This window comes from Mesorhizobium sp. M7A.F.Ca.MR.148.00.0.0 (assembly GCF_003997735.1).
Lineage (GTDB): Bacteria > Pseudomonadota > Alphaproteobacteria > Rhizobiales > Rhizobiaceae > Mesorhizobium.
In genome coordinates, this window is sequence record NZ_RZTB01000001.1 from 38,313 (window position 1) to 62,950 (window position 24,638).

Genomic DNA, 24,638 nt, shown 5'->3' on the forward strand with positions numbered 1-24,638 from the left:
CAGGCGCTCGATGGACAGCTATCCTTGTTGGCAGCGTCCGGATTTGCCCGGACCGGTTGGCTAGATAGCCGCGGAAGCACAGCTTCCGCTTTTGGAAGTCAAGCACCAACGCCGCGATTATGCAAGGTGAGGGCGAGGGTGTGGACTAAAAGAGTAGCCACGGTGAGGTCGGCCGAGGTGCCGGGATTGATGTTGTCGGCCTTCAGCCGGCGGTCGAACTCCATGAGCAGGCGAATGCGCGACGGCTCGTCGCCCTCGGCATGGAGCGCCGCCTGAACGGCAATGGCTTCCTGCCGCGCTTGATTTGCGACGTCAACGCCGTGCTTGCGCATCACATGGCTGTCGGGGAAGCCGGCGAGAAACGCCATGTAGACGAATACCGTCGGCCACATGCCGGTTTCTCCACGTGCCAACGCTCCATCCAGCGCAACGAGCCCGACCCCGAACACGTCGCCGAAACAGCTGCCGTACTGGCGGGCGATCATGTCGCGGTCGGCGGCCTCCCGCATCGCGTCCAACAAATGGACCTTTGGCTCCTGCCGCACATCGTTGGCGGCTTCTCCCAGGCCGCCTGGCGCGGCCGTGACGATCGCCTCGAATACCGCCTTGGTATCCTGCACGCTCAAAGCCCGAAGCAGCGAGTCGAGATTGTCCTGCAGTCTGTCACCGCCCATTTCGGCGGCGCATATCAGTGGCCCTGCCAGAAGGATGATTCCGAGATTGGTATTGGTTGCGACCGCCAGTCGGGTCGCGCGCACGGCCTCCAGCATGCGCTGTCCGACCGGCAGACGAGGATCGGTCAGCGGCCCGGAGGAAACCTCCGCACTCATCATGAACTGGGCGGCGGACATTCCGTGTCCGTCGGCGAACAGATGGACGTTGCCCGGTTTGAGGGCTCCGATCTCCATCCTGCAGGCATCCTTGTAGCTGGCCCGGAGGCGTTCACGCGACAGCGCCATCCTACCGGCCCTCACGAATTCGCAGGCGCGGCAAAACGGTAGGGCCGCGGCGCGGCGGCCGCTTCGGCACGGTCGGCCAGGAGTTTCAGCAAGGCATCGGCGATTGCCTCGGCGATATTCACGGCGACCACCGATTGCAATCCCGACCAGGCGGGCATGCTGTTCACTTCGAGTATGAACAGATTGCCGTCGTCAGCCCGCACGATGTCCACGCCGGCAAAATCCGCGCCGACCGCGGCTGACGCAGCGACAGCCAGCGAGGCCAGTTCCGCCTTGCCATGATCGGAAACCTGTTCCGGCACGCCGCCCCGGTTGACGTTCGTGATCCAGTCGTCGCTGATGCGGCTCATCATCGCCATGGTCTCGCCGGCGCAGACAAAGACGCGAAAATCCCGGAAAGGCGGACCGGCACGCGGCACATATTGCTGAAGGTAGTAGACGCTGTTCACCTCTTCTGCAGCCGGCAGGTCCGAGAGCGTGCGGATCAGCTTTATCCCGCGGCCTTGCGCCCCGAACAATGGTTTCAGCACCAGCGGCCCCCGCGGAAGCTCTTGCGCCGCGATCTCCGCGGCGGCAGCAAGTCCTTCCACGGCAAAGGTGGGTGGCGTAGGCAGGTCGGCATTTTTCAAGAGGAATGTCGTCATCGACTTGTCGACGCAGTGCTCGATCGCCTGCGCGGAATTCCACACGGGAACCGACAGTCTGCTTAACGCGTGCAGCACGCCGAGGCGCCGGGTAATCGCTTCGAACGATCCGGCGGCGATCGAACGGACGACCACGGCGTCGGGCAGCGTGCCGCCGAAGCCAGGGATCGAAAGCCCGCTCGGGCTGCTGGTGTCGAATGCGATCGCCGCCAGCGGCACGGCTGCAACGGCGGCGCCTCGCCGACCAAGCCCTGCCGCCAGGCCGTTCGAGCCAGTGTCCACTTTGTCGCTGACGATCAGGATACGAGGGATCATGTGGCGCCTCGGGTGCGGGAACCTAGGAGGCGTGAGCGATTCCGCGCCCCAATGGCCGCGTCCGCGGCAGGGCTGCACGAAATGCAGTCGTCGGGCAGGCGAATGACGGACGAATCCCTTTGCACCGCCATCCTCTTAGCCGAGACTCCGTTCGAGCATTTCCAGATCACGTCGACCGGCGCGAAACGTATCGCCGGTTTCGATCGCTGTCACGATCACTTCGGCCGGGCTGAACAGCAGCGGGTCGATGGCATAGAAATCGCCCTTGAACCGCGTGAAGATCTCAGCGAAAGGTTGGCCATAGTCCCGTGAGGCGCTGCTTGGGAGTTTTTCCGCGAGTTTGCCAGCTTCTTTCGCCGATCCTTTCACGAAGAGTTGGACGCTGCCGCCATAGATGATGGCATCGTTGGTTCGGCCCATGGCGGTCAGGAAATCCGGATGGGGGGCGGGGATCGGAGCCGTTCCGATGCCGTCGACAACGTTCTCCAGCGGGAATTTGAGATCGTTGATCTTGTGCAGGGCAACCTCGAGCGCGCGCGCAACGATCTGCACGCCGCCGGCAAGACTTTGTGTCGGCGCATAGAGGAAGGTGAGCTTTTCCGTCGCCAGTCCAGTTGCCTTGCCCACTTTCTCAACGATCGCGCGGGGAGGCGGTTCGGCCGTCTCAAGGATAAGCACCGCGGACGATGCGATGTCGCGATAGGAAAGTGTTTCGAACAGCGGTTCGACCCGGGCGAGGGCGCGCGCCGGCCCAGATCCCATCGCGAAATAGTCCTGGCCAGACAGGTTCCAGCCCGCATATTGGCTGCCCAGGCAGGCTAGCACCGGCTGCGAAGATCGCGCTTCGACAGTGAACGGCCATTGCTGTGACGCGCGATCCATGAACACAGAAACGCTGCCGAGACCGCCCATCGCGGCCTCAGCCATGCGCAGCCCGGCTTCGACGCTGCCTACGGTCTTGGCGCCGGCATCGATCAGGCGCTCGCCCAATGGCCCCCTGGAAACGACGATGCGCAGGCGTTCGGCGTCGCCGATCATGCCGTCAACGATGCGCTGTGCATTGTCGTTCAGGAATGCCGAACCGTCTTTCATGTCCGGTCTCCTTCCCATTGGAGTTGCAATTGACTGGCTTGTCCCTTGATGAGTCGCTTGGTCGATTGGGCGCTCGGCCCGCGCGCGAAGACCGTGCAGACAGGGTCGCCGGCAATCAGACGGGTGCCAGCCGACTGCTGGTCCGCTGTCCATTCAGGCCAGGCGATCGACGGAAAGTGAGTGATTGGCGTCGCGGCGTAAGTCACCATCGACGCCATCGAATCGACGAAGCGCGGCAAGCGGAAGACCTGACCCGTCGCGGCGCGCAGATGCGCTTCGATCAATGGCGCGTCGACATCGTCGAAAATGTCCAGGGTGGCGCCTGGCCTCGGATTGATTTCGATGAACTTGTAGCCGTCCGGCCCGCGGATAAGATCGGCGCTGCACAATCCAACCAGGCCGGCGCGCCGCGTCAGACTTGAGAGCCAACCGCCGATCACCGCCGCCTGTCTGCGATCGAAGCGTCTCAACCGCACGGCGCCGCCATAGCGATAGGGCGCTGTCGGGGAGGGGGACGTCCATTGTTGGCTGAAGCCCACGACGTGCGCGGTTTGCCCGTTGCCGACGAACAGGGCCGAAATGCTGCGTCCGGCAACGAAGCGCTGGAAATAGCGGCCGGCGGTCGGGCTTTCTCCGGCTGCTCGTCTGACGTGCCCGCCGCCGGCGCCGCCCGCGGTCTTGACCACCCAGTTCTCCCGATCAGGCGGCTGGTCCCATCGCAATTGCGGATGCGGGATGCCAAGTTCGGCGCAATCATCGGCCAGCAACTGCGGATCCTTGATCCTGCGGATTGCGGCGCCGCCATTGCCTGCGAGCGGAAAGTGTCGCGCGATCTCGTCCACGGCCTCGGGCATCCGCTCAAACCCTGAGCCCAGGATAATGGCGACCGGCTGGTCGTCGCCAGCCAATCGCCGAAGCGTGTCGACGATGCGCTCGCCGTCGATGCCCCTCTGCAGGTCGCCCGGCAGCATCGTCGCACGTTCTGCGAGCGCGACGGTGTCCGTATCGCAAAAGAAATCGGCAACCAGCGGACGATAGCCGGCGCGGCGCGCGGCGGCGGCCAGCGCCCGGCCTGAAATTGCCGCGATCAAGAGAGATCCGGCGTTACTTGGCAATCTCGCGTGCAAGGGAAAACGCTTCCTGAAAATCGAGCGTGATCGTCTTTTCGGATTCGATCATTCTTTTGAAGAGACCGAATTCGACCTTATATTTGACATTGCCAATGGCAAGCGGACCAATGCCGACAGCTTTTGCCGCTTCGAGTGGATCACCATTGGCATTGACGGCCAATCCTTCGATACCGGCCGGGGGAACCGCATTGACGTCGGCCGCAATAAGCAGGTCATTGCCTTTCAACTGGGCTTTGGAGACCACCTGGACGCCAGCTTTGGCGCAAGCCAGGATAATTTCGTTCGCCTCGACCAGCTTTGTCTTGCGTGCGTCGCTCGATCCGTCAGCGGCATCGACGATGATGTTGAATCTGCTTTCGATCTCGGCAGCGATCTGCTTGACCCTCTCGATGCCGTCATGGCCGACAAGTGTGACCCGGGCACCTTCCCCTGCCGCGATGACGGCGGTGCAGAAGCCGACGACGCCGGTGGCACCGAAAACAGCCACCCTCGTATCCCTGAGCGCACGCTGGAATTTCTTCTCCAGCGCCTTTTCGACCTTGGCCACCATCGCCGCGGCCGTGGTGAACGAGCCGGCCGGATCGGCAAACACCGAAACCTGGAAAGGCGGCACCATCGCCTTCTTCGCGGCGTCGAACATGTCGAGCGCCAACGAGGCGTCCTTCCCGGCGATGAAGATGCCGGTGTCGACACCCGCATCCGGCGGGCGCGAAAAGATCGCGTCCTGGACCAGGCCTGTCACTTCGGCGAGGCTTACATCGACATAGGGGACGACGGCGTCGAAACCTGCGTCGAGCGCCATGTTCACGTCGAAGGGGCTCATCTGCTTCAACGGTGTCAGCATGTGCAGGATGTGTTTGCGGGCCATTTCTTGCCTTTCTGCCTGAAACGGGAGCGTCAGCTGCCGACGAGATTCAGCCTGGTTGAGCTGATCTTCGCGCCGGAGTTCCTGCCCTTGACGATCTTGATCTCAAGGCCGTCCTCAGTTGCTGTCCTCCGAACCGCGTCGACGAACTTGAGTGCGGCGTCATGTGATGGCGCGAAGGCAAAGCCTGTCGGCCCCCAGGAACTCTGGCCGATGCCGACGGCGCCTGCTTCATTGAGACGGTGGGCCGCCATCTCGACCCGCTTCGAGGTGAACACGCCGCCCTGCGCCGGGGCGAAATGGCTGCCGATCAGCATCTGTATCGCGGTGACGGCGGCGCCGAATGCCGGAAGGTCCCGCTCGACCAAAGCCGGCATAATGCCCATCAGCACCCTCCGGCAGATCTCCCCGCTGCCTGCCGTTGGGAATGGCGGCAGCGAACGAAACGCCGCGACCTCGGCAGCGCCATGCAGTCCATGCCCGGAATGGTCGAGGATGAGGATGACGCGCCACTCTTCCGGAAACGGCAGCCGCGCGACGACCGGAGGCGTTCCGCCGCGGTCGTTCTTGCCGGCGTCGACTATGACGCCGCCATCTTCGAAACTTGCGATGCCGATGCCGGATCGGCCGCCCCGCTCGAGCAGGCTCGCATCGCCGGCGATATCCAGAGGCAAATTGTGGAGAGTGCGCAACGCCGAGGCGACGGCAAGGGCGATCTGCGTGCCGGATCCCAGACCCGCATGACTGGGGATCGACTGCTCGACCACCAGATGGTGATGGCCGCGAATGCCGAGATGCTTGCAGAGCGTCGACAGATGCTCGCTGGCGCGGGTGCTCTCGGAGCCTTCGACGATGGTTTCGCCGGACCGCGACAGGGTGACGACGGTTTCGGGTGCGCTCAATGGAAGCCCGACGCTGCCGAACCGCCGTCCGGCATCGCCATTGAGATCAAGGAAGCCAAGGTGCAGGCGAGCGGGCACTCGTATGGTAACAGAATTCGACATCTGCCCCCCGATGGGTGCATCATGGATGCATCATGGAAGTTTAGGTGCCCGGTACCATGATAACTGTTTTCGTCGATGGGGCAAGCCAAAGAGAATGCATCCACGTGTTTGCTGGCTCCGGCGTGTAGACAGACCGAGCAATTCGCGGAGGTCGAGATGAACGAGACAGTCAAGGAAAAGGTCTATTCGGAAGCCGAGATCGCCGAGCGGCTTGAGAAGGAGCTGCCAAAATGGCGCTACGAAAACGGCTGGATCCGGCGCAAATACAAGACCCACAGCTGGAAATCGACGCTGATGGTCATCAACACGGTTGGCCATCTCGCCGAGGCGGCGTGGCACCATCCCGATATCACCGCCTCCTATGCCTGGGTTGAGGTGCGCCTGACGAACCACGCGGCGAAAGGCATTACCGACAAGGATTTCGAGTTGGCGAAAAAGATCGAGGATGTTGTCCAGTGGCAGCCGGCCAAGGAAAACGGGGCACTGGAGGGCACTCCGCTGACCGATCAACGCTTCGCTTATGTCAAATATGACTAGGCAGGGTCGGAATTTGTTGACGCGTATGAAAACATTCGCTGATCCGCTGCAAGGTGGGGTTCACGGCCAATCCAGTTTCGTCTAGGATCGGGCCGGCACCAGAAAGTAGTTTAGCGAATGGCGGTTGCTTGGATCGGCAACCGGGAAGCGCTGATTGAGCGCGCGGCTGCGCATGCCGCGTCGCTACTGTCGTCAAGTCGGTGCCCGGTTTTCAGCTTTGATACGGATATAGACGGCACGAGGGCGGCGATCGCGCTGGCTGAGAGGGCTGGCGCGGCATACGACCATGCCGATGGCGCGGCACTTGCCCGGGAGACTGCGCTTTTTACGGACAGGGGGGCAATGACCGTCGCCCCCGGAGAGACGCGCCGGCGTGCCGATGTCGTGGTGATCGTGGGCGAGCTCCCGCGGATCCATCATAGTCTTGTTGGCGAACTCGCCGGGACGGTTCCCGACCTCTCGACCGTGAACCAGCGCGCGTTCTTCGTGGTAGGCCCGAACGGGATGTCTGTGCCGCCGCTGAACGGCGGGCGCGAGGCAACGCGACTTTCCTGTGGCCAAGCTAGCCTCGCCGCCACGCTGGCGGCGCTGAGGACACAGTACAAAGGGCGGCGTACATCGCAACCGGTGTCGAATTTCAATGATTTCGCCAAAGCTCTGGCGGCCGCGCGTTTTCCCGTGTTCCTGTTTTCAGGCCACGCCGCCGAAGGCCTGGCATTGGAGATGCTGCAAGGACTGATCGCCGATCTCAATCGCAACTCGCGCGCATCCGGCCTTCATCTGCCGGCGAACGAAAACGGCTGGGGTAGCACGCTCGCCTCGGCCTGGATGACAGGTTTTCCGCTGCGCACCGGCTTTGCGCGCGGCTTCCCGGAATTCGATCCCTGGCGCTGCGATGTGGCGCGCATGATCGCTGCCGGCGAAGCCGACCTGCACCTGCGGATCTCCGCCGCAACGGCCCAGCCGAAGGAAAAAAAGCGCCGCATGGCACTGATTGCGTTGACGAAAACGCAAGAGCCGGTTGCCGGTGCCGCAGTCACCATCGCCATCGGCGAGGCTGGGCTTGATCACGATGCGGTTGTCTATTCCAGCCGCACGGGCTCGCTCAGGTCGACCGAGGCGCAAGCGGCCTCGCAATTGCCCTCCGCCGCGACGATCATCCGCCTGATCGCTAGCCACGCTTTCGCCGAGCCACTGCCATGCTGACGAAAATCGCCGGCGGCGACATCATCGATCCCGTCAACGGCCGTCTCGGCAAAGGCGACCTCTGGATCAAGGACGACAAGATCGTCCCGGCGCCGGCGGGAGGGGCGGCCGACCGGACCATAGAAGCCAGCGGCTGCATCGTGATGGCTGGCGCCATCGACATCCACTCCCACATCGGTGGCGGCAATGTGAACACCGCGCGGCTGCTCTTGCCCGAACAGCATGCCGCCCATCAGCTGAGGCCAGCAATGACGCCGCTCTCCAATGCCGGCTGGTCGACGTTCCAGACGGGCTGCCTCTACGCAAAGATGGGCTTTACGACGGTGGTCGAGCCGGCGATGTCGCCGGGAGCGGCGCTTCACACGCATCTCGAACTGGCTGACATCCCGATCATCGACAAAGCAACCCTCGCCATTCTCGGCAATGACGATTTCCTTCTGTCGATGATCCGCGACGACGCCCCCTCCACGATGATCGAGGACTATGTCGCCTGGACGGTCGCTTCGACGCGAGCGCTTGGGGTCAAGGTGATCAACGCCGGTGCGGCGGCCGCCTTCAAGGAGAACGTCCGCACCTTCTCGCTGGACGATGTCGTGCCTTCCTATGGCGTCAGTTCGCGCAAGATCGTCAAGACGCTGCAGGCCGCCGTCGACAGTCTTGGCCTGCCGCATCCCCTGCATGTCCATTGCAACAATCTGGGCAGCCCCGGATCGGCGGATACGGCGGCTGCGACGATCGCAGCGGCGGATGGGCTGCCGCTGCATCTCGCCCACCTCCAGTTCTATGGCTATGGCACGGAAGGAAAACGCGGGTTTTCTTCCGCCGCCGCACGGCTTGCCGAACTGGTCAACGCGACGCCGGAAGTCACCATCGATATCGGCCAGGTCATGTTCGGCCAGACGGTCACGGTCTCCTCCGACGTCATGCGGCAGTTTTCGGCGCGTGGCAGCGCGCACCCGAAAAAGACCGTCATTCATGATGGTGACGGCAATGGCGGCGGCATCGTGCCCTACAGCTATGGCAAGGACTTCTACGGCACGATGCAGTGGGCGATCGGGCTCGAGCTTTTTCTCCTGATCGACGATCCCTGGCGTGTGTTCTTCACCACCGATCATCCCAACGGTGCACCTTTTACGGCTTATCCGGCGCTGTTCGAACTGCTGATGAGCCGGGAAGCGCGCGCCGAAATGACCGCTGGACTTTCACGATCCGCCCTGGCGCTCTCTACCCTGGCCGCAATCGACCGCGAATACACGTTCGAGGAAATCGCCATCATGACGCGCGCGGCGCCGGCCAAGCTGCTCGGCTTGACGGATCGAGGCCATCTCGGCGCCGGTGCAATAGCAGACATCGCTGTCTATCGCAGGGACCGCAGTATCGCGAAAATGCTCGGACAGGCGGCGTATGTTTTCAAGGATGGCGATCTCGTCGTGCAAGACGGGGAAATCATCCATTACCGCTGGGGCAAGGCATTGAGGCTCAAGCCGCCTGTCGACAAGGCGATGGTGCGACGGCTCGAGGACTATCACCAGCAGCGCTACGGCCTGTCGCTGGACTGGTTCAATTTTCCGGATTCGGCGATTGCGCGCGAACAGCCATTCGGCGAGGTGCCATGCCGAACATGAGCGTCAATGGGGTAACGATCGACGATACCTTCGCGGAAGCCTTCGGCATGCGCGCAACCGCCATCGTCATCACCGCGCCGAGCCGGAAATGGGCTCGCCAGGCGGCGATCACGATGACCGGCTTCGCCACCTCGGTGATCGGTTGCGGCTGCGAAGCGGCAATCGATCTCGACCTGCCGCAATCGGCCACACCGGATGGCCGGCCAGGCTGCCGCGTCATGATTTTCGCGATGGGAACGGACGAATTGCAGAAACAACTGCTCAATCGTGTGGGCCAGTGCGTTTTGACCTCGCCGGGTTCCGCCTGCTTTGCCGGGCTGCAAGGCAGCGCCGAGCTCAAGCTCGGTTCGGCGCTGCGTTATTTCGGCGACGGCTGGCAAATCTCCAAGAAGATCGGCGACAGGCATTTCTGGCGTATTCCCGTCATGGATGGCGAGTTCCTGTGCGAAGCAACGACCGGACTGACGAAGGAAGCTGTCGGTGGCGGCAATTTCTTTGTCATGGCGCAAAGCAGCGCCAACGCTTTGGCCGCTGCCGAGGCCGCGGTCGCTGCGATCGGCATGGTGCCTGGCGCCATCGTGCCGTTTCCGGGCGGCATTGCCCGTTCGGGTTCCAAGATAGGTGGCAAATACAAAGGCATGATCGCTTCGGCCAACGAAGCCTACGCGCCGACGCTGCGCGGCGTCGTCGCGAGTGAGCTCGGTCCCGACATCAACGCCGTCCTGGAAATCGTCATCGATGGTGAGACCAATGATGCCGTTGCCGCCGCGATGAAGGCCGGCATCAAGGCTGTGATAGAGATCGGACCGAAAAAAGGCGCGGTTCGGATCAGCGCCGGCAATTACGGCGGCAAGCTCGGGAAATTCATCTACTCGCTGAAGGATATGCTGCCATGAAGGCGCTGACCTTCACCCTGGTTGCCGAGCCGCCGGAGCGCCTTGACCTGTCGCCGCTGACGCCGGAGCGGCTGGCCGGGATCGAAAGGCGCGACGTCGAAAGAATCCAGATCGGCATGTCGAAGCACGGATCGAAGGTGGGCGACATTTTTCGCGTCGCCGGCAGCGATCCGACAAGCATCGTGTTCGAAGGCGGAAGCACGCGCCTTGACCTTGTGGCGCAAGGCATGCGGGGCGGGTCGGTCCGCCTCGTTGGCAATGCGGGCGCCCAGGCCGGGCGCGCCATGCGCGGTGGCAAGCTCAAGATCGAAGGCAATGCGGGTCCATACGCCGGCTCCGGCATGCGTGGCGGCAGGCTTGAGATAACAGGCAATGCCGGCGACCACCTCGGTGCGCCGCTCGTCGGGGAACTGGCCGGCATGAACGGCGGTGTGTTGATCGTCAGGGGCAAGGCGGGCGCCTTCGCCGCAGACCGCATGCGGCGCGGCCTGATCGCGGTGCTGAAAGGCTCCGGCGACCATGCCGGCAGCCGCATGATCGCCGGCACCCTGGTGGTGGCCGGTGGCACCGGCGAGATGCCCGGTTATTTGATGCGTCGCGGTTCGATCCTTCTCGATCGCACGCCGGCACGCATGTCGCCGAGCTTCGTCGAATGTGGCGCACCCGAGAGCGTTTTCGCCGCCATCATCGATCGTCATCTGATCGCCGAGGGCATTTTGAAACGGCCGCTTCTGGGGAGCGCACCGCGCAAATATGGCGGGGATAACGCAGTGCTCGGAATGGGCGAGGTTCTTTTTCCGCGCTGAGATCCGTCGACACAAGAACCATAGGATGGCAGGACGCAAGTGCTTGCCGCTGGGTGGCAGTGGTGGGGCCGACCGTCATCCGACCCGCAACGTGGAGAACACATGAAAATCATCTCTCAAACGAAGGCCCATGGCGGCGTGCAGGGCGTCTATTCCCATTTGTCGACGAGTTGCCGTTGCGACATGACTTTTGCCGTTTTCAAACCTCCGCAGGCGCGGGAGGCGCCTTGTCCCGTTGTGTGGTATCTCTCAGGCCTGACGTGCACCCACGCCAATGTAATGGACAAGGGCGAGTACAGGCGCATGGCCGCCGAGCTTGGCCTGATCGTCGTTTGTCCCGACACCAGCCCGCGCGGCGCCGACATTCCGGATGAAAAAGACAACTGGCAGTTCGGCTCCGGCGCCGGCTTCTATCTCGATGCGACGCAAGAGCCTTATGCGAAGAACTATCGCATGTATTCCTATGTGACCGAGGAGTTGCCGGCTCTCATCGCGGCTGAATTTCCAGCCGATATGGCGCGCCAGGCAATCTTTGGCCATTCGATGGGCGGGCATGGCGCGCTGACGATTGCCTTGAAGAATCCGCAGCGTTTCAAGAGCTGCTCGGCGTTCGCCCCGATCGCCCAGCCAAGCACCGCCGGCTGGTCGAGACCGGCTTTTGAGAAATATCTCGGGAAGGATGAGGCTTCGTGGCGAACCTGCGACGCGACGTCGCTCATCGACGACGGATACCGTTTCCCCGAATTCTTGGTCGATCAGGGAACGTCGGACGGATTTCTTGACGACGGGCTGAGGCCTTGGCTGCTTGAAGCGGCCTGCGCCAAAGCAGGTATTCCGCTAAAGCTGCGGATGCAGGATGGATACGATCACTCGTATCTTTTCATCTCCAGTTTCATGGACGACCATCTGAGATGGCATGCTGAGAGGCTTTGATCTGGGCAGGCCGAAGGCATAGCCAGATGCAAACAAGTTATTGAATCCGACGCCTTACGCCGGGGGCAGAGTCCCCGCCTGCGTCAAGCGCTAAACATTCAGCCCCGACGCCGCCCACGCGAAAGAACTGAAAGCAGTAGCCAGCCCCGATGAGATCCCGGAGCCGCCCTGCGGCGCCAGGGGGCGAAATGCCTGACGGCATCCAGATTTCGAGGTGCCGGCGGGTGAGGGGATTAAGGTGCTGTTCGTGCGCGTCGGCCAAGACGAGCCGCTGTTTGACGAGCAGACGCTGCAGGTGTTGCCGGCGGGGTAGATGCCGAGAATCCTGATTGCAGGGATTTTATGCCTCTACGTATTCCGCGAGGCTGACACCCTTGGGCACATCCAGCCCATCGGCTCGCAAACCTTCGATGTGAAAGCGTATTGCGTCGCGAATCTCGGTTTCCACTTCAGGCACAGTGGCACCTGTCGCGATGCAGCCGGGTAGGTCCGGCACATAGGCAGAGAAATTACTTCCTGCTTTTTCAATCACCACCGCGTAACGCATGTCATCACTCCTTCAAACCTGACTGCTTGAGAATGCTGTTCAGTGTTCCTGGCGCAACCTCTTCAGACGGCTTGCCAGCCACGGTGACGCGGCCGGCTTTGACTTCATGCTTATATTGGCGATGGCTGCCCTTGGTTGCAACCAGATACCAGCCGTCGGCCTCCAGCAGGCGAATGATCTCGCGACTGTAAGCCGAGGTGGCACTAGACCTCAGCTGCACCCGCTCGTCGAGCCGCACGTGTCGCACTTCTCGCAAGTCCCGTTCCGCACCATGGTAAAGTTCTGGCACTCGGAGCAGGAATTGCCTGTGTAACCCTGGAGCAGAGACCTTGCGCGGCGGTCGTTGGCGAGTTTCTTGGCTTCCGCCGCCTCGATGGCCGCGGCGTCGGTGAACAAGCTTGCCGTGGCGTCTGAAGCAACCCCCGCCGCTTCCTCGAAGGCGATGTCTTCGGCCAGTTCCTTTGCCCGCTCCTCATAGTCGCGCTTGTAGGCGACCGCTTCGTCGCTGGCGGGCTTCAGCGCCAGCACGTTGGAGCCGGAGAAGGCGGTCGGTGCCGAGCGAGCAGGGGCGCCCGAGGGGGCCGCAAAGCCTTTCGGGTCGTTGCCGCTGACGCGCGACACCAGCTTCACCGGCGATGCGCCACGAGTCAGGCCCTTGGAAACCGCATCGGTCTTGCCTTCGCTGATGCCACGGCCAAGTGCGGTGTTGGAAAAGTCCGACTGGTCGACATGGGCGAGATCGTTGCGCCCGAGATAGGAAATCGCCAGCTCGCGGAACACGTAGTCGAGGATCGACGTCGCGCTCTTGATGGCATCGTTGCCCTGCACCATGCCGGCCGGCTCGAATTTGGTGAAGGTGAAGGCGTGCACATATTCGTCGAGCGGCACGCCATATTGCAGGCCCAGCGAAATGGCGATGGCGAAGTTGTTGAGAAGGCCACGCAAGGTCGCGCCTTCCTTGTTCATGTCGATGAAGATCTCGCCGAGACGGCCATCGTCATATTCGCCGGTGCGCAGGAAAATGGTGTTGCCACCGATCTTGGCTTTCTGGGTGTAACCCTTGCGGCGGCCGGGCAGTTTTTCCTGCTCGCGCGACACGCGCTCGATGATGCGCTCGACGATCCGCTCGGTGATCTGTGCGGCACGTGCTGCCGCAGGTGCGGCGAGCAGCTGCTCGACGGCTTCGTCCTCGTCGTCCTCGCCATCGGCGAGCAGCGAGGAGTTGAGCGGCTGCGACAGCTTCGAGCCGTCGCGGTATAGCGCGTTGGCCTTCAGCGCCAGCTTCCACGACAGCATGTAGGCGCCCTTGGCGTCTTCAACCGTCGCATCGTTGGGCATGTTGATGGTCTTGGAGATGGCGCCGGAAATGAAGGGCTGTGCAGCCGCCATCATCTGGATGTGGCTGTTGATGGACAGCGAGCGCTTGCCGATCTTGCCGCACGGGCTGGCGCAGTCGAAAACCGCCAGGTGTTCGGCCTTGAGGAACGGCGCGCCTTCCAGCGTCATCGCACCGCAGACATGGATGTTGGCGGCCTCGATATCTTTCCGGGAGAAGCCGAGCGCCGGCAGGATCTCGAACGAGAAATCGTTGAGCTGCTCGTCGGTGAAGCCGAAATTCTCCTTCACCCAGTCGGCGCCGAGCGTCCACTGATTGAAGACGAACTTGATGTCGAAGGCCGACTTCAAGGCTGCGTTGAGCGCGGCGATCTTGTCCTCGGTGAAGCCCTTGGCCTTGAGCGCGCCGGGGTTGATGGCCGGCGCCTGATTGAGGTTGCCGTGGCCGACCGCATAGGCCTCCATCTCGGCGATCTGGGCTTCGGAATAGCCGAGCGTGCGCAGCGCTTCCGGCACGGCGCGGTTGATGATCTTGAAATAGCCGCCGCCGGCCAGCTTCTTGAACTTCACCAGCGCGAAGTCGGGCTCGATGCCGGTGGTGTCGCAATCCATGACCAGGCCGATCGTGCCGGTCGGCGCGATCACGGTCGCCTGCGCGTTGCGGTAGCCATGCTCCTCGCCGAGTTCGATGGCGCGGTCCCAGGCGGCCTTGGCGTGGGTCGCGAGGTCCTGCTGCTTCAGGTCGGAAGCGACCAGCGGCACCGGGTTGACGGCAAGCTTCTCGTAGCCCTGCTTCTCGCCATAGGCGGCACGGCGATGGTTGCGCATGACGCGCAGCATGTTCTGCGCATTGCGGTCGTAGTCGGCGAAGGCGCCGAGTTCGCCGGCCATCTCGGCCGAGGTGGCATAGGCGACACCGGTCATGATTGCGGTGAGTGCGGCGCAGATGGCGCGGCCTTCATCGGAATCGTAGGGAATGCCCGACGTCATCAGCAGGCCGCCGATATTGGCATAGCCGAGGCCGAGCGTGCGGTATTCGTAGGACTGCTTGGCGATCTCCTTCGACGGGAACTGCGCCATCATCACCGAGATTTCGAGAACGATGGTCCACAGCCGCACGGTGTGCTCGTAGGCTGCGATGTCGATCGTGCCGTCGGCGTTGCGGTAGGGCAGCAGATTGATCGAGGCGAGATTGCAGGCCGTGTCGTCGAGGAACATGTATTCGGAGCACGGGTTGGACGCCCGGATCGCACCGGCCGATGCGCAGGTGTGCCAGTCGTTCATCGTCGTGTTGAAATGCAGGCCGGGATCCGCGGACGCCCAGGCGGCGTAACCGATCTTTTCCCAGAGATCCCTGGCCTTCAGCGTCTTCAGCACCTTGCCGTCCTTGCGGGCAGTCAGGTGCCAGTCGGCATCGTCCTCGACGGCGCGCAGGAAATTGTCTTTCAGCGACACCGAATTGTTGGAGTTCTGGCCCGAAACCGTGAGGTAGGCGTCCGAATCCCAATCGGTGTCGTAGGTCTTGAACGACATCGACGAATAGCCTTGCTTGGCGAACTGGATGACGCGGTAGATATAGTTCTCCGGCACGGCGGACTTCTTGGCCGCCTTGATCTCGCGCTTCAGCGCGGTGTTGATGGCCGGGTCGAAGCAGTGGTCGCCATTGCCTTCGCAGTTGACGCAGGCCTTCATGATCGCTTCGAGATGCTTCTTGACGATCTTCGAGCCGGTCACCAGCGAGGCGACCTTCTGCTCTTCATTGACCTTCCAGTCGATGAATTCCTCGATATCGGGGTGGTCGGCGTCGACAATGACCATTTTCGCGGCACGGCGCGTCGTGCCGCCCGACTTGATGGCGCCCGCCGCGCGGTCGCCGATCTTGAGGAAGCTCATCAGGCCCGACGAGCGGCCGCCGCCGGACAGTTTTTCGCCTTCGCCGCGCAGCAGCGAGAAGTTGGAGCCGGTGCCGGAGCCGTATTTGAACAGGCGTGCTTCACGCACCCACAGATCCATGATGCCGCCCTCGTTGACGAGGTCGTCCTGTACGCCCTGGATGAAGCAGGCATGCGGCTGCGGATGCTCGTAGGAGGATTTCGACTTGGTCAGCTTGCCGGTGAACGGGTCGACATAGAAGTGGCCCTGGCTCGGGCCGTCGATGCCATAGGCCCAGTGCAGGCCGGTGTTGAACCATTGCGGCGAGTTCGGCGCGACGCGCTGGGTGGCGAGCATGTAGGCAAGCTCGTCGCGGAAAGCGCGCGCGTCTTCCTCCGACCCCTTGAAGTAGCCGCCCTTCCAGCCCCAGTAAGTCCAGGTGCCGGCAAGCCGGTCGAAGACCTGGCGGGCGTCGATCTCGGAACCGTAGCGCTCGGCTTCCGGCAGCTTGGCAAGTTCCGTCTCATCGGCGACGGAGCGCCACAGGAAGGAGGGGACGTCGTTCTCTTCGATCTTCTTCAGGCGCGCCGGCACACCGGCCTTGCGGAAATATTTCTGCGCCAGGATATCGGCTGCGACCTGGGAGAACTGCGCCGGCACGTCGATATTGTCCAAGCGGAACACCACCGAACCATCCGGATTCTTAATCTCCGAAAGCGCCTTGCGGAATTCGATCTCCGCATAGGCAGATTGTCCTGGCTTGGTGAAACGACGCTCGATGCGCATTGGTCCGGTCCCTTTTGTCTATATATAGCGCTTTCCTCCAGGGATTTCTGCCCCCGATGCGAAACGCGCATGTCCGCCGTCTGCCGGCGTTCGAAAACGGCCGGCTCTCCATTTTCGCGGTCTCCGCCGGCCCTGCTGGTCAAACTCCTTGCGAAGTATCTGTCCAACGCGCCGACGAACCCGCGGGTCCCTCAAAACTGATTTTTTCCGATTCCCTCGATCGAGGGAAATTCACACTATCTAGCGTCGAACCTACCTGCAAACACTAAATATAGTATTAACAGACAATTTATTCAAGCCCGACAATTGTCCCTATCGTCCCCAACCGCCCCACAATCCCAACGCTTCCGCCGGCCTCGTAAACAGGCGGAAATGCGAGCAAAAACGCACATAATCCGGGAAAAAGACCGGGCTCAGAACTTTCCGGTCGCACTCTCAACAGGAGCACATGGCCTATAAAAGGCGACTCGTTTTGCGCCGTCAAGGATTCGTTTGCGTAGCTTTTGTGACCCCAACATCTTGTGTGTCACATATGTGGATAACGGGGATAGTATGCAGGCGCGGATCACGATTTTCCGCGCGCAAGCTTGCCCGGGCGTCAGCCGTAATGCAGCCGGGGCTTTGGCTCGGTGCCGGTGAACTGCACCCCGATACGGTCGTTGCGACGCCAGCGGACCTCGCACCGATAGGCAATGCCGTCGAGCGGCACATAGAGAAGGAACCGATCTGGGACCCGGGCTTCGAGCGGTATCTTCAGTTCGGCGCCGCCGTCGTGCTGGTTGCGCAGCGTGCAACCGACTTCCGAATTCGAAATTCCGGTGATGATCGACCCACCCTTGAGCACGCGCGGACGATGCTCGCGCTGGGGGTCGTCGGACTCGTTTGGAATTGGATTTGCGGGATTCGCCATCGATCAAAAATACCAGAGCTGCCGAATCCTACCCTTGATTCCTTAGCAAAGCATTCATGTCGAAGCACGGCAACGCGTGTCTAAAGCGTGTCGCGCTTGAACGGATTCAAGCGACCCGCTTTAGGTCCTTGCTTTTATGCATGTCGTTCTCCCAAAACCGAGGTCACTTTTGGGCGACATGCATTAGCCTTTGCAAGCCAGTCCCGTTTTGCAAAGAGAGCGGTGTGGCCGCCCGTCAGGAGAAGCTGTGCGGGTCGGCGCAGAAATAGGCGATGATCTGGCAAAGGTCGGGTTCGTTGACCATGCGCACCGCTTCGCTCGCACGGACCCATTTGCGGGTGCGTGAGTGTTTTTCCTTCCAGCGGTCCGCGACTTTGTCGACATGCAGTGGAAACACCAGGACCTCGCACGGCACTTCTTCGCCGGAAGCCAGGACCTTGGCGTAGAAGTAACGGCCGGCTTCAAGATGAGAGACACGGCCGCGCAGCCCGGCCTCCTCGCCGGCTTCGCGCGCCGCGGCCTCGCAGAGCGGCTCCCTGGCCTCTGGCCAGCCCTTGGGCAATACCCAGCGGCCAGTATCGCGGCTGGTGATCAGCATGATTTCGACGCCGTCGCCCGTGTCGCGCCAGGGCAGGGCGGCAACCTGCAGGCGGCACGGCGCCGTGCCGAAGAGCCGTCGGACCCTTTCGGCCAGATGATTGTGTGTCGTTGGCCTCGTCAACATCGAAGAAGCTAGCCCCAGCCTCCGGAATCGTTTGCCGTCTCACGAATCTTACGGCTAATTGTCGGCAATAAAAGTAAAAAATTTCATTCGCCTGGCCGATTTCCGCCAATAGACGCCGATTTCGCAAAATATCCGGCCCTGCCGGACCTGTTTGCGAAAGCAAATCATGCCGGTGCAAGCTGCTGGTCTGTAACAGGCAGGTAGTTACGAATCAGCCGGCGTGGTCGTCGGCGATCGGCTTCTGGTAGGTGAAGCCCATGTCCCACGGGAAATAGATCCAGGTGTCCTGGCTGACTTCCGTGACGAAAGTATCGACCAGCGGCCGGCCTTTCGGCTTGGCATAGACGGTGGCGAAATGCGCCTTGGGCATCATCGCGCGGACGATGCCCGCCGTCTTGCCGGTGTCGGTCAGGTCGTCGATGATCAGCACGCCGGCGCCGTCTTCGGCGAGCAGGGCAGGGGTGATCTCCTTGAGGACCTGCAGCTGACCCTGGCTGGTATAGTCGTGATAGGAGGCGACGCAGACCGTCTCGATGACGCGGATGCCGAGTTCACGCGAGATGATCGCCGCGGGGACCAGCCCGCCTCGCGTGATGCAGACGATCGCTTTCCATTGTCCCTTGTTAGCGCCGGCAAGCCGCCAGGCGAGCGCCCGGGCGTCGCGATGGAACTGGTCCCAGGAGACCGGAAAGGCTTTTTCGGGAAGGGACATGTCGCGCACTCCACAGCACGCGGGGATCGCGCGCAGGAAAACAGGGGAATGCGCGCGGAATTAGCTGGAAAGCCCCCATCTTGGCAAGAGCAAGGGCCTTGGCAAAGGCAAGGCCCAGCGATCGCTGTGGACCTACCGCGACAGGAACGCTGCCACCGGCGCGGTGCGCAGCACGCTGCGCGTCACGCCGCCGAACAGAAGCTGACGCAGCCATGAGTGGCTGTAGGCGCCGAGCACCAGCAGATCGGCGCCGGTTTCCGCGATTCTGGTCTGGATGATGTCATCGACCGAATTGCCGCCCGACTGCTGCACCGAGACGCTGACGGTGGCGCCGTGGCGCGACAGCGCCGACGCGATTTCGGCGCCGGCGGCCTCCGGGCTGTCGTCGAGCGTTTCAGGAGGGTCGATAACCAATATGTCAGTCTTCTCGGCTTCGATGATGAAGGGCAGCGCGTCGAAGGCGGCCCGCGCCGCTTCCTTGCTGCCGTTCCAGGCGAGCAAGACGCGTTTGAAGGTGGTGATCAGCGGACCCTCGTGCGGCACCACCAGCACCGGCCGGCCGGCATCGTAGACCAGCGTGTCCACGTCCGCGCTGGAATCGCCGCCCGTTTCGCGCTGCGCCGCTATGATCAGGTCGGCGGCCCGCACGCTCGAAATCCCGGTCAGCGCGCTGTCACCCGAAAAGCTCTCCAGGCTTCGCCACTCGAAGGAAAGACCGGAATCCTCGATATGTCTGAGAAACAGCGCCTTTAATTTCTCGGCCCGTTCCCGGTTCATGTCTGCCGAAACCTGCAGGAATTCGGTGTCGGGAAAGCCTGTGGCAGAGGTGTAGGGCACGGGAAGCGTTTCGGCGTGGATGCCGACCAGATGGCTCTGGAACCGGGTGGCGAGCGGAATGGCGCAGTCGAGCACGCGCTCGGCGTCCCGCTCGTTCTGCAGAATGGCGACGATGGTTTTGAATCGCATGACAATCCCTCGATTTACGAGCTGGTGAACTCGTGCCGGGGAAACGTTGCAGCGTCGTGCTTTGTTCCGGTCTGGACCAGATCAGCCGGGATTGCTGGCGAAGCCGGCGACCATCGCCTCGACGTCGGCGCGGGCGGCGTCCAGCGCCTCCTGGTTGCGGGCACGCACGACCAGCTCGGTCCAGAACTTGCCGTCGCCATATTTCGGGTAGGAGCCGATGATCGTATCGGGATGCGCTTTCTGGATATCACCCAACGGCCCGCCGATGAGGCCTTCGCCGAACGGGCAGGGCACGGTTGCCGAAAGCATCTTCGTGCCGGCCTTCAGCGTCGGCACGACATTGTCGAGCATGGCCTGGAAAATCGATGGCACGCCGGCCATGACGTGGACGTTGCCGATGCGGAAGCCGGGCGCGACCGACACCGGATTGTCGATGAGATCGGCGCCGCGCGGCATCCGTGCCATGCGCTTGCGGGCCTGCGTATATTCGATGCCGCGCGCGGCATAGCTTGCTTCCAGCATCGCATAGGCCCGGGCATCGTATTCGCAAGGCACGCCAAAAGCCTTGGAGATGGAATCGGCCGTGATGTCGTCATGCGTCGGACCGATGCCGCCGGTGGTGAACACATAGGTGTAACGGCTGCGCACGGCATTCACCGCGGCGATGATCTCCTCTTCCTCGTCAGGGACGACACGCACTTCCTTCAGGTCGATGCCGATTGCCGTCATGATGTCGGCGAGATGGCTGATGTTCTTGTCCTTGGTTCGGCCGGACAGAATCTCATCGCCAATGACGAGCATGGCGGCGGTCACGATTTCAGGCATGGAAGGCTCCGGCAAGGCGTATGGCCTGGGAAGGCGAGTGGTCTGAGATAGCGCGGCGCGACGGTAGCCGCAATGTCATCTTCGCGCCGCCAAGGCGGCCGATGACGTCAAGGATCTAGGTTCGAACCGTTCGAGGGAATAGGGCACATGCAGCAATTCGTCGTCCCGGAGCGAACCGCCGCGTTCATCGAGCGCATCGCCGGCCGGGCTTTGCTGGTCAGGGCCTCACCTGGGCCTCACGACAATTTCAAGGAACCATTCGGCTGACTACCGGGTTTTATGAGTGTCGCACCAAAGCGGCTAAGATACGGAGTGATTCAATGGTTACAAAAATTCTCGCAGCATCTGTTCTGACGATCGGTCTCGCAACATCGGCGATGGCGCAGTCACTGGACGACAGGTATTCCAACAATCGCGACTGGTGGCTATTCGGCAACAACGACCAGACAACTGTCGATCCCTATACCACGGGAAGCATCAGTGACGGCTCCGGGTTGAACACCCAAGGCAATACCGGCGCGATAGGCCCATGTGCCCACAACACGCCAGGCCCGGACGCTAACGCTGGGCAAAACGTCAACGATCAGTATTGCGGCAAATAGCCAGAACGCGATTTCCGAAAAGCGGATACCGATTTTCTGGATGTTCAAGGGCTAGTCCGCAAGGCCAATCGCTGGCCGATGGCGCGTCCTCTCTCGGACGGCGCTGCGGTCGGCGCCTGCCGGACCGCTCAACATCAACCGCGATAGCGAATTAATCTGACACTTCTGTCTGCGGCCGGTCGCGGCCGTCGGCCAGTTCCTCGTGCCATTTGCCTTCGGCGTCCTCATACTGGATGCCGTCGGTCGCTCCTGCGATCTGCTGCTCGGCCGAGGCGATTTCGGCCGCACGCAATGCGTCCTGATGCGTAGGGAACGTCTCGGAAAAGGTCGCTCCGACCTTGTAGGCCCAGCCGCCGTCATGTTCGACGATCTTGTAAGTCAGCTTCGCCATGGAAAACCTCCGGTTGAAAGGTCCGTCTGCTCAATGCAGCCGGTCGTCGGGCAGTCTGTCGTCGGGCACCAGCACTTCCGATTCCTTGGCGGCTTCAATCAGCGCCCGGCGCGCATCTGCTGTCGAACGATAACCTTCCAGCACTTTGAGGCAAGTGTCGAGGGCATCACGATGGCGCGGGCCGCGATTGAGCGGCCACACCGTCATCAGGCATTCCGCGGCCTCCTGGGCGCTGCGGATGCGGCGATATTTGCCGACGTGGCCAAGTTCGACGACGACCGGCACTTCAAAAGGTTTGTTGTCCATCATGGCCGCAACGCAAAGCAGCCAATTTGGTTGCAACCATGGCCGTCAGCCTGCGCCCAAACGTCTCAGAGGCTGTTTGAAGGCTCTACACCTGCGGTCTGCGCCGCAACCGGCAAGAATGCCCTGAACAGGGTTCCTCCCAAGCCCAGCCACGCCCACTCCACGCCAACAGCTTGCGGACGGAATAGCAGCGAAGCACCGTCAGGCCGTCTGGAGGCAGGAGGGCGCGCGTGTCGGGAGCGCGGACCGTTCAGCCCGTCGCCTTCATCCAATGCTGCATCGTGGTCACCGAACGGGCAAGCTGCGGCGCCGGGTGAATCGTTTCGCTGAATGTGGCCGCCGCACGCCATCCCCAGCGCGGATCGGCCAGGAAGGCCCGCGCCAGCGCCACCATGTCGGCGCGGCCCTCGGTGAGGATCGCTTCGGCCTGCTTGGGGTCGTCGATCAGGCCGACGGCACGGGTCGGAATATCAGCACCCTTGCGCACCGCTTCCGCCAGATGCACCTGATAGCCGGGGCCGGTGGGCAATTTCTGCAACGGCGAATTGCCGCCGCTCGAGCAGCAGAGATAGGCAACGCCCTCATCCTTGAGCGCTTTGGCCACTTCGATCGCGTCCGCCACGTCGAAGCCGCCATCGACCCAATCCATCACCGACAGCCGCGCGCCGAGCATCAGCTTTGGCGTAGCCTTGCGCACCGCCTTGGCGATCTCGACGACAAGACGCATGCGGTTTTCCAGCGAGCCGCCCCAGCGGTCCGTGCGCTGGTTGGACAAGGGCGACAGGAACTGGAAGATCAGATAGCCATGCGCGGCATGCAGTTCGATGAAATCGAAGCCGGCGCGTTCGGCCCGTCTTGCGGCTTCGGCGAAGCGCTCGATCAGTTGCAGGATCTCCTCGTCCTCCAGTGCGTGCGGCACGTTCCAACCGGTGTCGTAGGGGATGGCCGAGGCGGAGACGGTCTGCCAGGGATCCTCATTTGGCTGCAGTGGCCCGCCGCCTTCCCACGGCTTGCGGTTCGAAGCCTTGCGGCCGGCATGGGCGAGTTGGGAGCCGAATTTCGTGCCGGGTGCGGCGACGCGTCGTGCGGCGTCCAGTGCGCGGCGGGCGGCGGCCTCATTGTCTTCGGAATAAAGGCCGAGGCAGCCATGGGTGATACGCCCGCGCCGCTCGACATCGGTCATCTCGACCGTGACCATGCCGGCGCCGGACATTGCGAGGTTCATCCAGTGATGGAGATGCCAGTCACTGGCCGAGCCGTCGTCGGCGGAATACTGGCACATCGGCGCGACGGCGATACGGTTGGGGAAAGTGAGGCCGTCGAGGGTGATCGACTGGAAAAGCGACGCTGTCATGAGAAACTCCGGGAGGGTTCGCAGCTATTTAGGCGACCGATGGCGCCTGCGCCAGACACGAGGCGGTGAAAGGGGTTCTGGACCAATCACTGACGGGATTGCCGAAATGCCGGTTCGCGGATACGCCTCGGCAATGCATGGCGCCAAAAGTGGCCCGGTTTGGGAGAGCGACATGCATAAAACAGGAGCATAAAGCGCGACGCGCTTTTGCATGGAGACCACGATGGAAGATCGTATTCGCGTCCGTTCGGAGGAAATCCTCTCCGACGACTGGGCCGTCCTGAAGAAGACCGTCCTCGACTACCGCCGGCGCGACGGGCAGTGGGAGACGCAAATCCGGCAGACCTATGATCGCGGCGATGGCGCGGTGATCCTGCCTTACGACCCCTTGCGTTCGACCGTGCTTCTGGTGCGCCAGTTCCGCTATCCCGCCTACGTCACCGGCCACCGCGAGCCGCTGATCGAGGCCTGTGCCGGCCTGTTGGACGAAAACGATCCCGAAACCTGCATCCGCAAGGAGGCGGAGGAAGAACTCGGCTACCGGCTGCAGAACGTCGAGCGGCTGTTTTCGCCCTATATGAGCCCCGGCAGCGTCACCGAACGTCTCTGGTTCTTCATCGCCCGTTATTCACCCGCCGACCGCATCTCGGCCGGCGGCGGCGCGCAAGAAGAGGGCGAGGACATCGAGGTTCTGGAAATGCCGCTCGACGAGGCGCTGGCCGGCATCGCCGATGGCCGGATCATCGACGCCAAGACCATTATCCTGATCCAGCATCTAAAGCTCAACCCGATCGCCGCCTGAACGGCGCCGGTCCTCCTTAGCCAAGGCTTCGGGAGGACACTCCTTCATCTATTCGGGTGGCCCGCCACCCGAAGCTCGAAGAGCGAAGGGTGGTGCGGATGAAGGGACTCGAACCCCCACGCCTTTCGGCACTGGAACCTAAATCCAGGGCGTCTACCAGTTCCGCCACATCCGCATGGACCGGCAATCCCATGTGGCCATCATTCTGTCAATGTCGGAGACAAGACGTAGAGGTCAGGGACAAGATGTGGTCAGGTCCAAATGCTGGTTATTCGCCGGGATGCGAAGACTGTTGAAAATTGGCCTCGCCTGTGACAAAAGGCGTGTCAAATGTGACGGGACGCGACGATCCGCTTCTGCAGAATGTGATAAGAAGTAGGAAAAACAAGAACTTATTCACATTTTGGAACGCAGTTTGGGAGAGTTTGAGCCGGGTTTTCGGTCAAGTCGCCAGGTTCCGTACCAAAAGCCATTCCCGGCAAGAATATACCGGC

The 24,638-nt window shown here is 62.2% G+C and carries 25 protein-coding genes and 1 tRNA gene; 8 read left to right on the forward strand and 18 right to left on the reverse strand.

The window, feature by feature from the left end; translation table 11 throughout:
* Nucleotides 1-98: 98 nt before the first annotated feature.
* The 6 genes from EOB49_RS00225 to EOB49_RS00250 form a co-directional block, all read right to left on the reverse strand.
* Complete coding sequence (locus EOB49_RS00225; protein WP_127379796.1) at nucleotides 99-959, reverse strand: triphosphoribosyl-dephospho-CoA synthase; 861 nt, start codon at nucleotides 957-959, stop codon at nucleotides 99-101.
* A gap of 11 nt (nucleotides 960-970) precedes the next feature.
* Nucleotides 971-1,918: a RimK family alpha-L-glutamate ligase gene (locus EOB49_RS00230; RefSeq protein WP_127379797.1), complete on the reverse strand. Its 948-nt coding sequence runs from the start codon at nucleotides 1,916-1,918 to the stop codon at nucleotides 971-973.
* Nucleotides 1,919-2,053: 135 nt separating this feature from the next.
* A complete protein-coding gene (gene mch, locus EOB49_RS00235; RefSeq protein ID WP_127379798.1) occupies nucleotides 2,054-3,010 on the reverse strand; it encodes a methenyltetrahydromethanopterin cyclohydrolase in 957 nt (318 codons plus the stop codon).
* Nucleotides 3,007-3,981: an ATP-grasp domain-containing protein gene (locus tag EOB49_RS00240; RefSeq protein WP_245472372.1), complete on the reverse strand. Its 975-nt coding sequence runs from the start codon at nucleotides 3,979-3,981 to the stop codon at nucleotides 3,007-3,009. The genes mch and EOB49_RS00240 overlap by 4 nt, the downstream gene beginning before the upstream one ends.
* Before the next feature lie 133 nt (nucleotides 3,982-4,114).
* Nucleotides 4,115-5,008, reverse strand: coding sequence for an NAD(P)-dependent methylenetetrahydromethanopterin dehydrogenase (locus tag EOB49_RS00245; RefSeq protein WP_127269828.1), 894 nt, complete (start codon nucleotides 5,006-5,008; stop codon nucleotides 4,115-4,117).
* Between the two features lie 29 nt (nucleotides 5,009-5,037).
* Nucleotides 5,038-6,009 carry a beta-ribofuranosylaminobenzene 5'-phosphate synthase family protein gene (locus EOB49_RS00250; RefSeq protein WP_127379800.1) on the reverse strand — a complete coding sequence of 324 codons (972 nt, stop codon included), beginning with the start codon at nucleotides 6,007-6,009 and terminating at the stop codon, nucleotides 5,038-5,040.
* A gap of 156 nt (nucleotides 6,010-6,165) precedes the next feature.
* Here EOB49_RS00250 and EOB49_RS00255 point away from each other — a divergent pair, with 156 nt between their 5' ends.
* The 6 genes from EOB49_RS00255 to fghA all read left to right on the forward strand — a co-directional run bounded on the left by EOB49_RS00255 (nucleotide 6,166) and on the right by fghA (nucleotide 12,012).
* Entirely contained in the window at nucleotides 6,166-6,546 is a 381-nt protein-coding gene (locus EOB49_RS00255; protein WP_127379801.1) for a 4a-hydroxytetrahydrobiopterin dehydratase, read from the forward strand.
* A gap of 342 nt (nucleotides 6,547-6,888) precedes the next feature.
* Nucleotides 6,889-7,752, forward strand: coding sequence for a tungsten formylmethanofuran dehydrogenase (locus EOB49_RS00260; RefSeq protein WP_245472374.1), 864 nt, complete (start codon nucleotides 6,889-6,891; stop codon nucleotides 7,750-7,752).
* Nucleotides 7,746-9,377 (forward strand): formylmethanofuran dehydrogenase subunit A, encoded by a 1,632-nt coding sequence (locus EOB49_RS00265; protein WP_127379803.1) that lies wholly within the window; start codon nucleotides 7,746-7,748, stop codon nucleotides 9,375-9,377. Before EOB49_RS00260 ends, EOB49_RS00265 begins: the two co-directional genes overlap by 7 nt.
* The gene (gene fhcD, locus EOB49_RS00270) at nucleotides 9,365-10,273 is read left to right on the forward strand and encodes a formylmethanofuran--tetrahydromethanopterin N-formyltransferase (protein WP_127379804.1); all 909 of its coding nucleotides are present in this window, start codon (nucleotides 9,365-9,367) and stop codon (nucleotides 10,271-10,273) included. The genes EOB49_RS00265 and fhcD overlap by 13 nt, the downstream gene beginning before the upstream one ends.
* Nucleotides 10,270-11,079: a formylmethanofuran dehydrogenase subunit C gene (locus tag EOB49_RS00275; protein WP_127379805.1), complete on the forward strand. Its 810-nt coding sequence runs from the start codon at nucleotides 10,270-10,272 to the stop codon at nucleotides 11,077-11,079. The genes fhcD and EOB49_RS00275 overlap by 4 nt, the downstream gene beginning before the upstream one ends.
* A gap of 102 nt (nucleotides 11,080-11,181) precedes the next feature.
* Nucleotides 11,182-12,012: an S-formylglutathione hydrolase gene (gene fghA, locus EOB49_RS00280; RefSeq protein ID WP_127269460.1), complete on the forward strand. Its 831-nt coding sequence runs from the start codon at nucleotides 11,182-11,184 to the stop codon at nucleotides 12,010-12,012.
* Nucleotides 12,013-12,352: 340 nt separating this feature from the next.
* Here fghA and EOB49_RS00290 read toward each other — a convergent pair whose 3' ends face one another.
* The 8 genes from EOB49_RS00290 to EOB49_RS00325 form a co-directional block, all read right to left on the reverse strand.
* Nucleotides 12,353-12,559, reverse strand: coding sequence for a type II toxin-antitoxin system HicB family antitoxin (locus tag EOB49_RS00290; protein WP_127293307.1), 207 nt, complete (start codon nucleotides 12,557-12,559; stop codon nucleotides 12,353-12,355).
* 4 nt (nucleotides 12,560-12,563) lie between these two features.
* On the reverse strand, nucleotides 12,564-12,797 hold the full coding sequence (locus tag EOB49_RS00295) for a type II toxin-antitoxin system HicA family toxin (RefSeq protein ID WP_245472377.1): 234 nt from the start codon (nucleotides 12,795-12,797) through the stop codon (nucleotides 12,564-12,566).
* Nucleotides 12,770-16,552, reverse strand: a complete 3,783-nt coding sequence (locus tag EOB49_RS00300; RefSeq protein ID WP_127379806.1) for a vitamin B12-dependent ribonucleotide reductase — start codon at nucleotides 16,550-16,552, stop codon at nucleotides 12,770-12,772. Before EOB49_RS00300 ends, EOB49_RS00295 begins: the two co-directional genes overlap by 28 nt.
* 598 nt (nucleotides 16,553-17,150) lie before the next feature.
* Nucleotides 17,151-17,462 (reverse strand): PilZ domain-containing protein, encoded by a 312-nt coding sequence (locus EOB49_RS00305; RefSeq protein ID WP_127322526.1) that lies wholly within the window; start codon nucleotides 17,460-17,462, stop codon nucleotides 17,151-17,153.
* Between the two features lie 235 nt (nucleotides 17,463-17,697).
* Complete coding sequence (locus EOB49_RS00310) at nucleotides 17,698-18,186, reverse strand: NUDIX hydrolase (RefSeq protein ID WP_023810435.1); 489 nt, start codon at nucleotides 18,184-18,186, stop codon at nucleotides 17,698-17,700.
* 211 nt (nucleotides 18,187-18,397) lie between these two features.
* Nucleotides 18,398-18,898, reverse strand: coding sequence for a xanthine phosphoribosyltransferase (gene gpt / locus EOB49_RS00315; protein ID WP_057145797.1), 501 nt, complete (start codon nucleotides 18,896-18,898; stop codon nucleotides 18,398-18,400).
* A gap of 132 nt (nucleotides 18,899-19,030) precedes the next feature.
* Nucleotides 19,031-19,864, reverse strand: a complete 834-nt coding sequence (locus tag EOB49_RS00320) for a universal stress protein (protein WP_127379807.1) — start codon at nucleotides 19,862-19,864, stop codon at nucleotides 19,031-19,033.
* 81 nt (nucleotides 19,865-19,945) lie between these two features.
* Nucleotides 19,946-20,689 (reverse strand): competence/damage-inducible protein A, encoded by a 744-nt coding sequence (locus EOB49_RS00325; RefSeq protein WP_127327513.1) that lies wholly within the window; start codon nucleotides 20,687-20,689, stop codon nucleotides 19,946-19,948.
* A gap of 320 nt (nucleotides 20,690-21,009) precedes the next feature.
* Here EOB49_RS00325 and EOB49_RS00330 point away from each other — a divergent pair, with 320 nt between their 5' ends.
* The gene (locus EOB49_RS00330) at nucleotides 21,010-21,291 is read left to right on the forward strand and encodes a hypothetical protein (RefSeq protein WP_084016230.1); all 282 of its coding nucleotides are present in this window, start codon (nucleotides 21,010-21,012) and stop codon (nucleotides 21,289-21,291) included.
* Nucleotides 21,292-21,442: 151 nt separating this feature from the next.
* On the opposite strand, the gene EOB49_RS00335 is transcribed toward EOB49_RS00330, so the two are convergent.
* From EOB49_RS00335 to EOB49_RS00345, 3 genes are all read right to left on the reverse strand, one after another.
* Complete coding sequence (locus EOB49_RS00335) at nucleotides 21,443-21,682, reverse strand: DUF2188 domain-containing protein (RefSeq protein ID WP_127379808.1); 240 nt, start codon at nucleotides 21,680-21,682, stop codon at nucleotides 21,443-21,445.
* Nucleotides 21,683-21,712: 30 nt separating this feature from the next.
* Nucleotides 21,713-21,991, reverse strand: a complete 279-nt coding sequence (locus EOB49_RS00340) for a DUF982 domain-containing protein (RefSeq protein ID WP_127379809.1) — start codon at nucleotides 21,989-21,991, stop codon at nucleotides 21,713-21,715.
* 247 nt (nucleotides 21,992-22,238) lie between these two features.
* Nucleotides 22,239-23,342: an NADH:flavin oxidoreductase/NADH oxidase gene (locus EOB49_RS00345; RefSeq protein ID WP_127321241.1), complete on the reverse strand. Its 1,104-nt coding sequence runs from the start codon at nucleotides 23,340-23,342 to the stop codon at nucleotides 22,239-22,241.
* A gap of 223 nt (nucleotides 23,343-23,565) precedes the next feature.
* Here EOB49_RS00345 and EOB49_RS00350 point away from each other — a divergent pair, with 223 nt between their 5' ends.
* Nucleotides 23,566-24,144, forward strand: coding sequence for an NUDIX domain-containing protein (locus EOB49_RS00350; protein ID WP_127379810.1), 579 nt, complete (start codon nucleotides 23,566-23,568; stop codon nucleotides 24,142-24,144).
* Between the two features lie 90 nt (nucleotides 24,145-24,234).
* Here EOB49_RS00350 and EOB49_RS00355 read toward each other — a convergent pair.
* Nucleotides 24,235-24,319: transfer RNA gene (locus EOB49_RS00355), tRNA-Leu, on the reverse strand.
* Nucleotides 24,320-24,638: the final 319 nt, after the last annotated feature.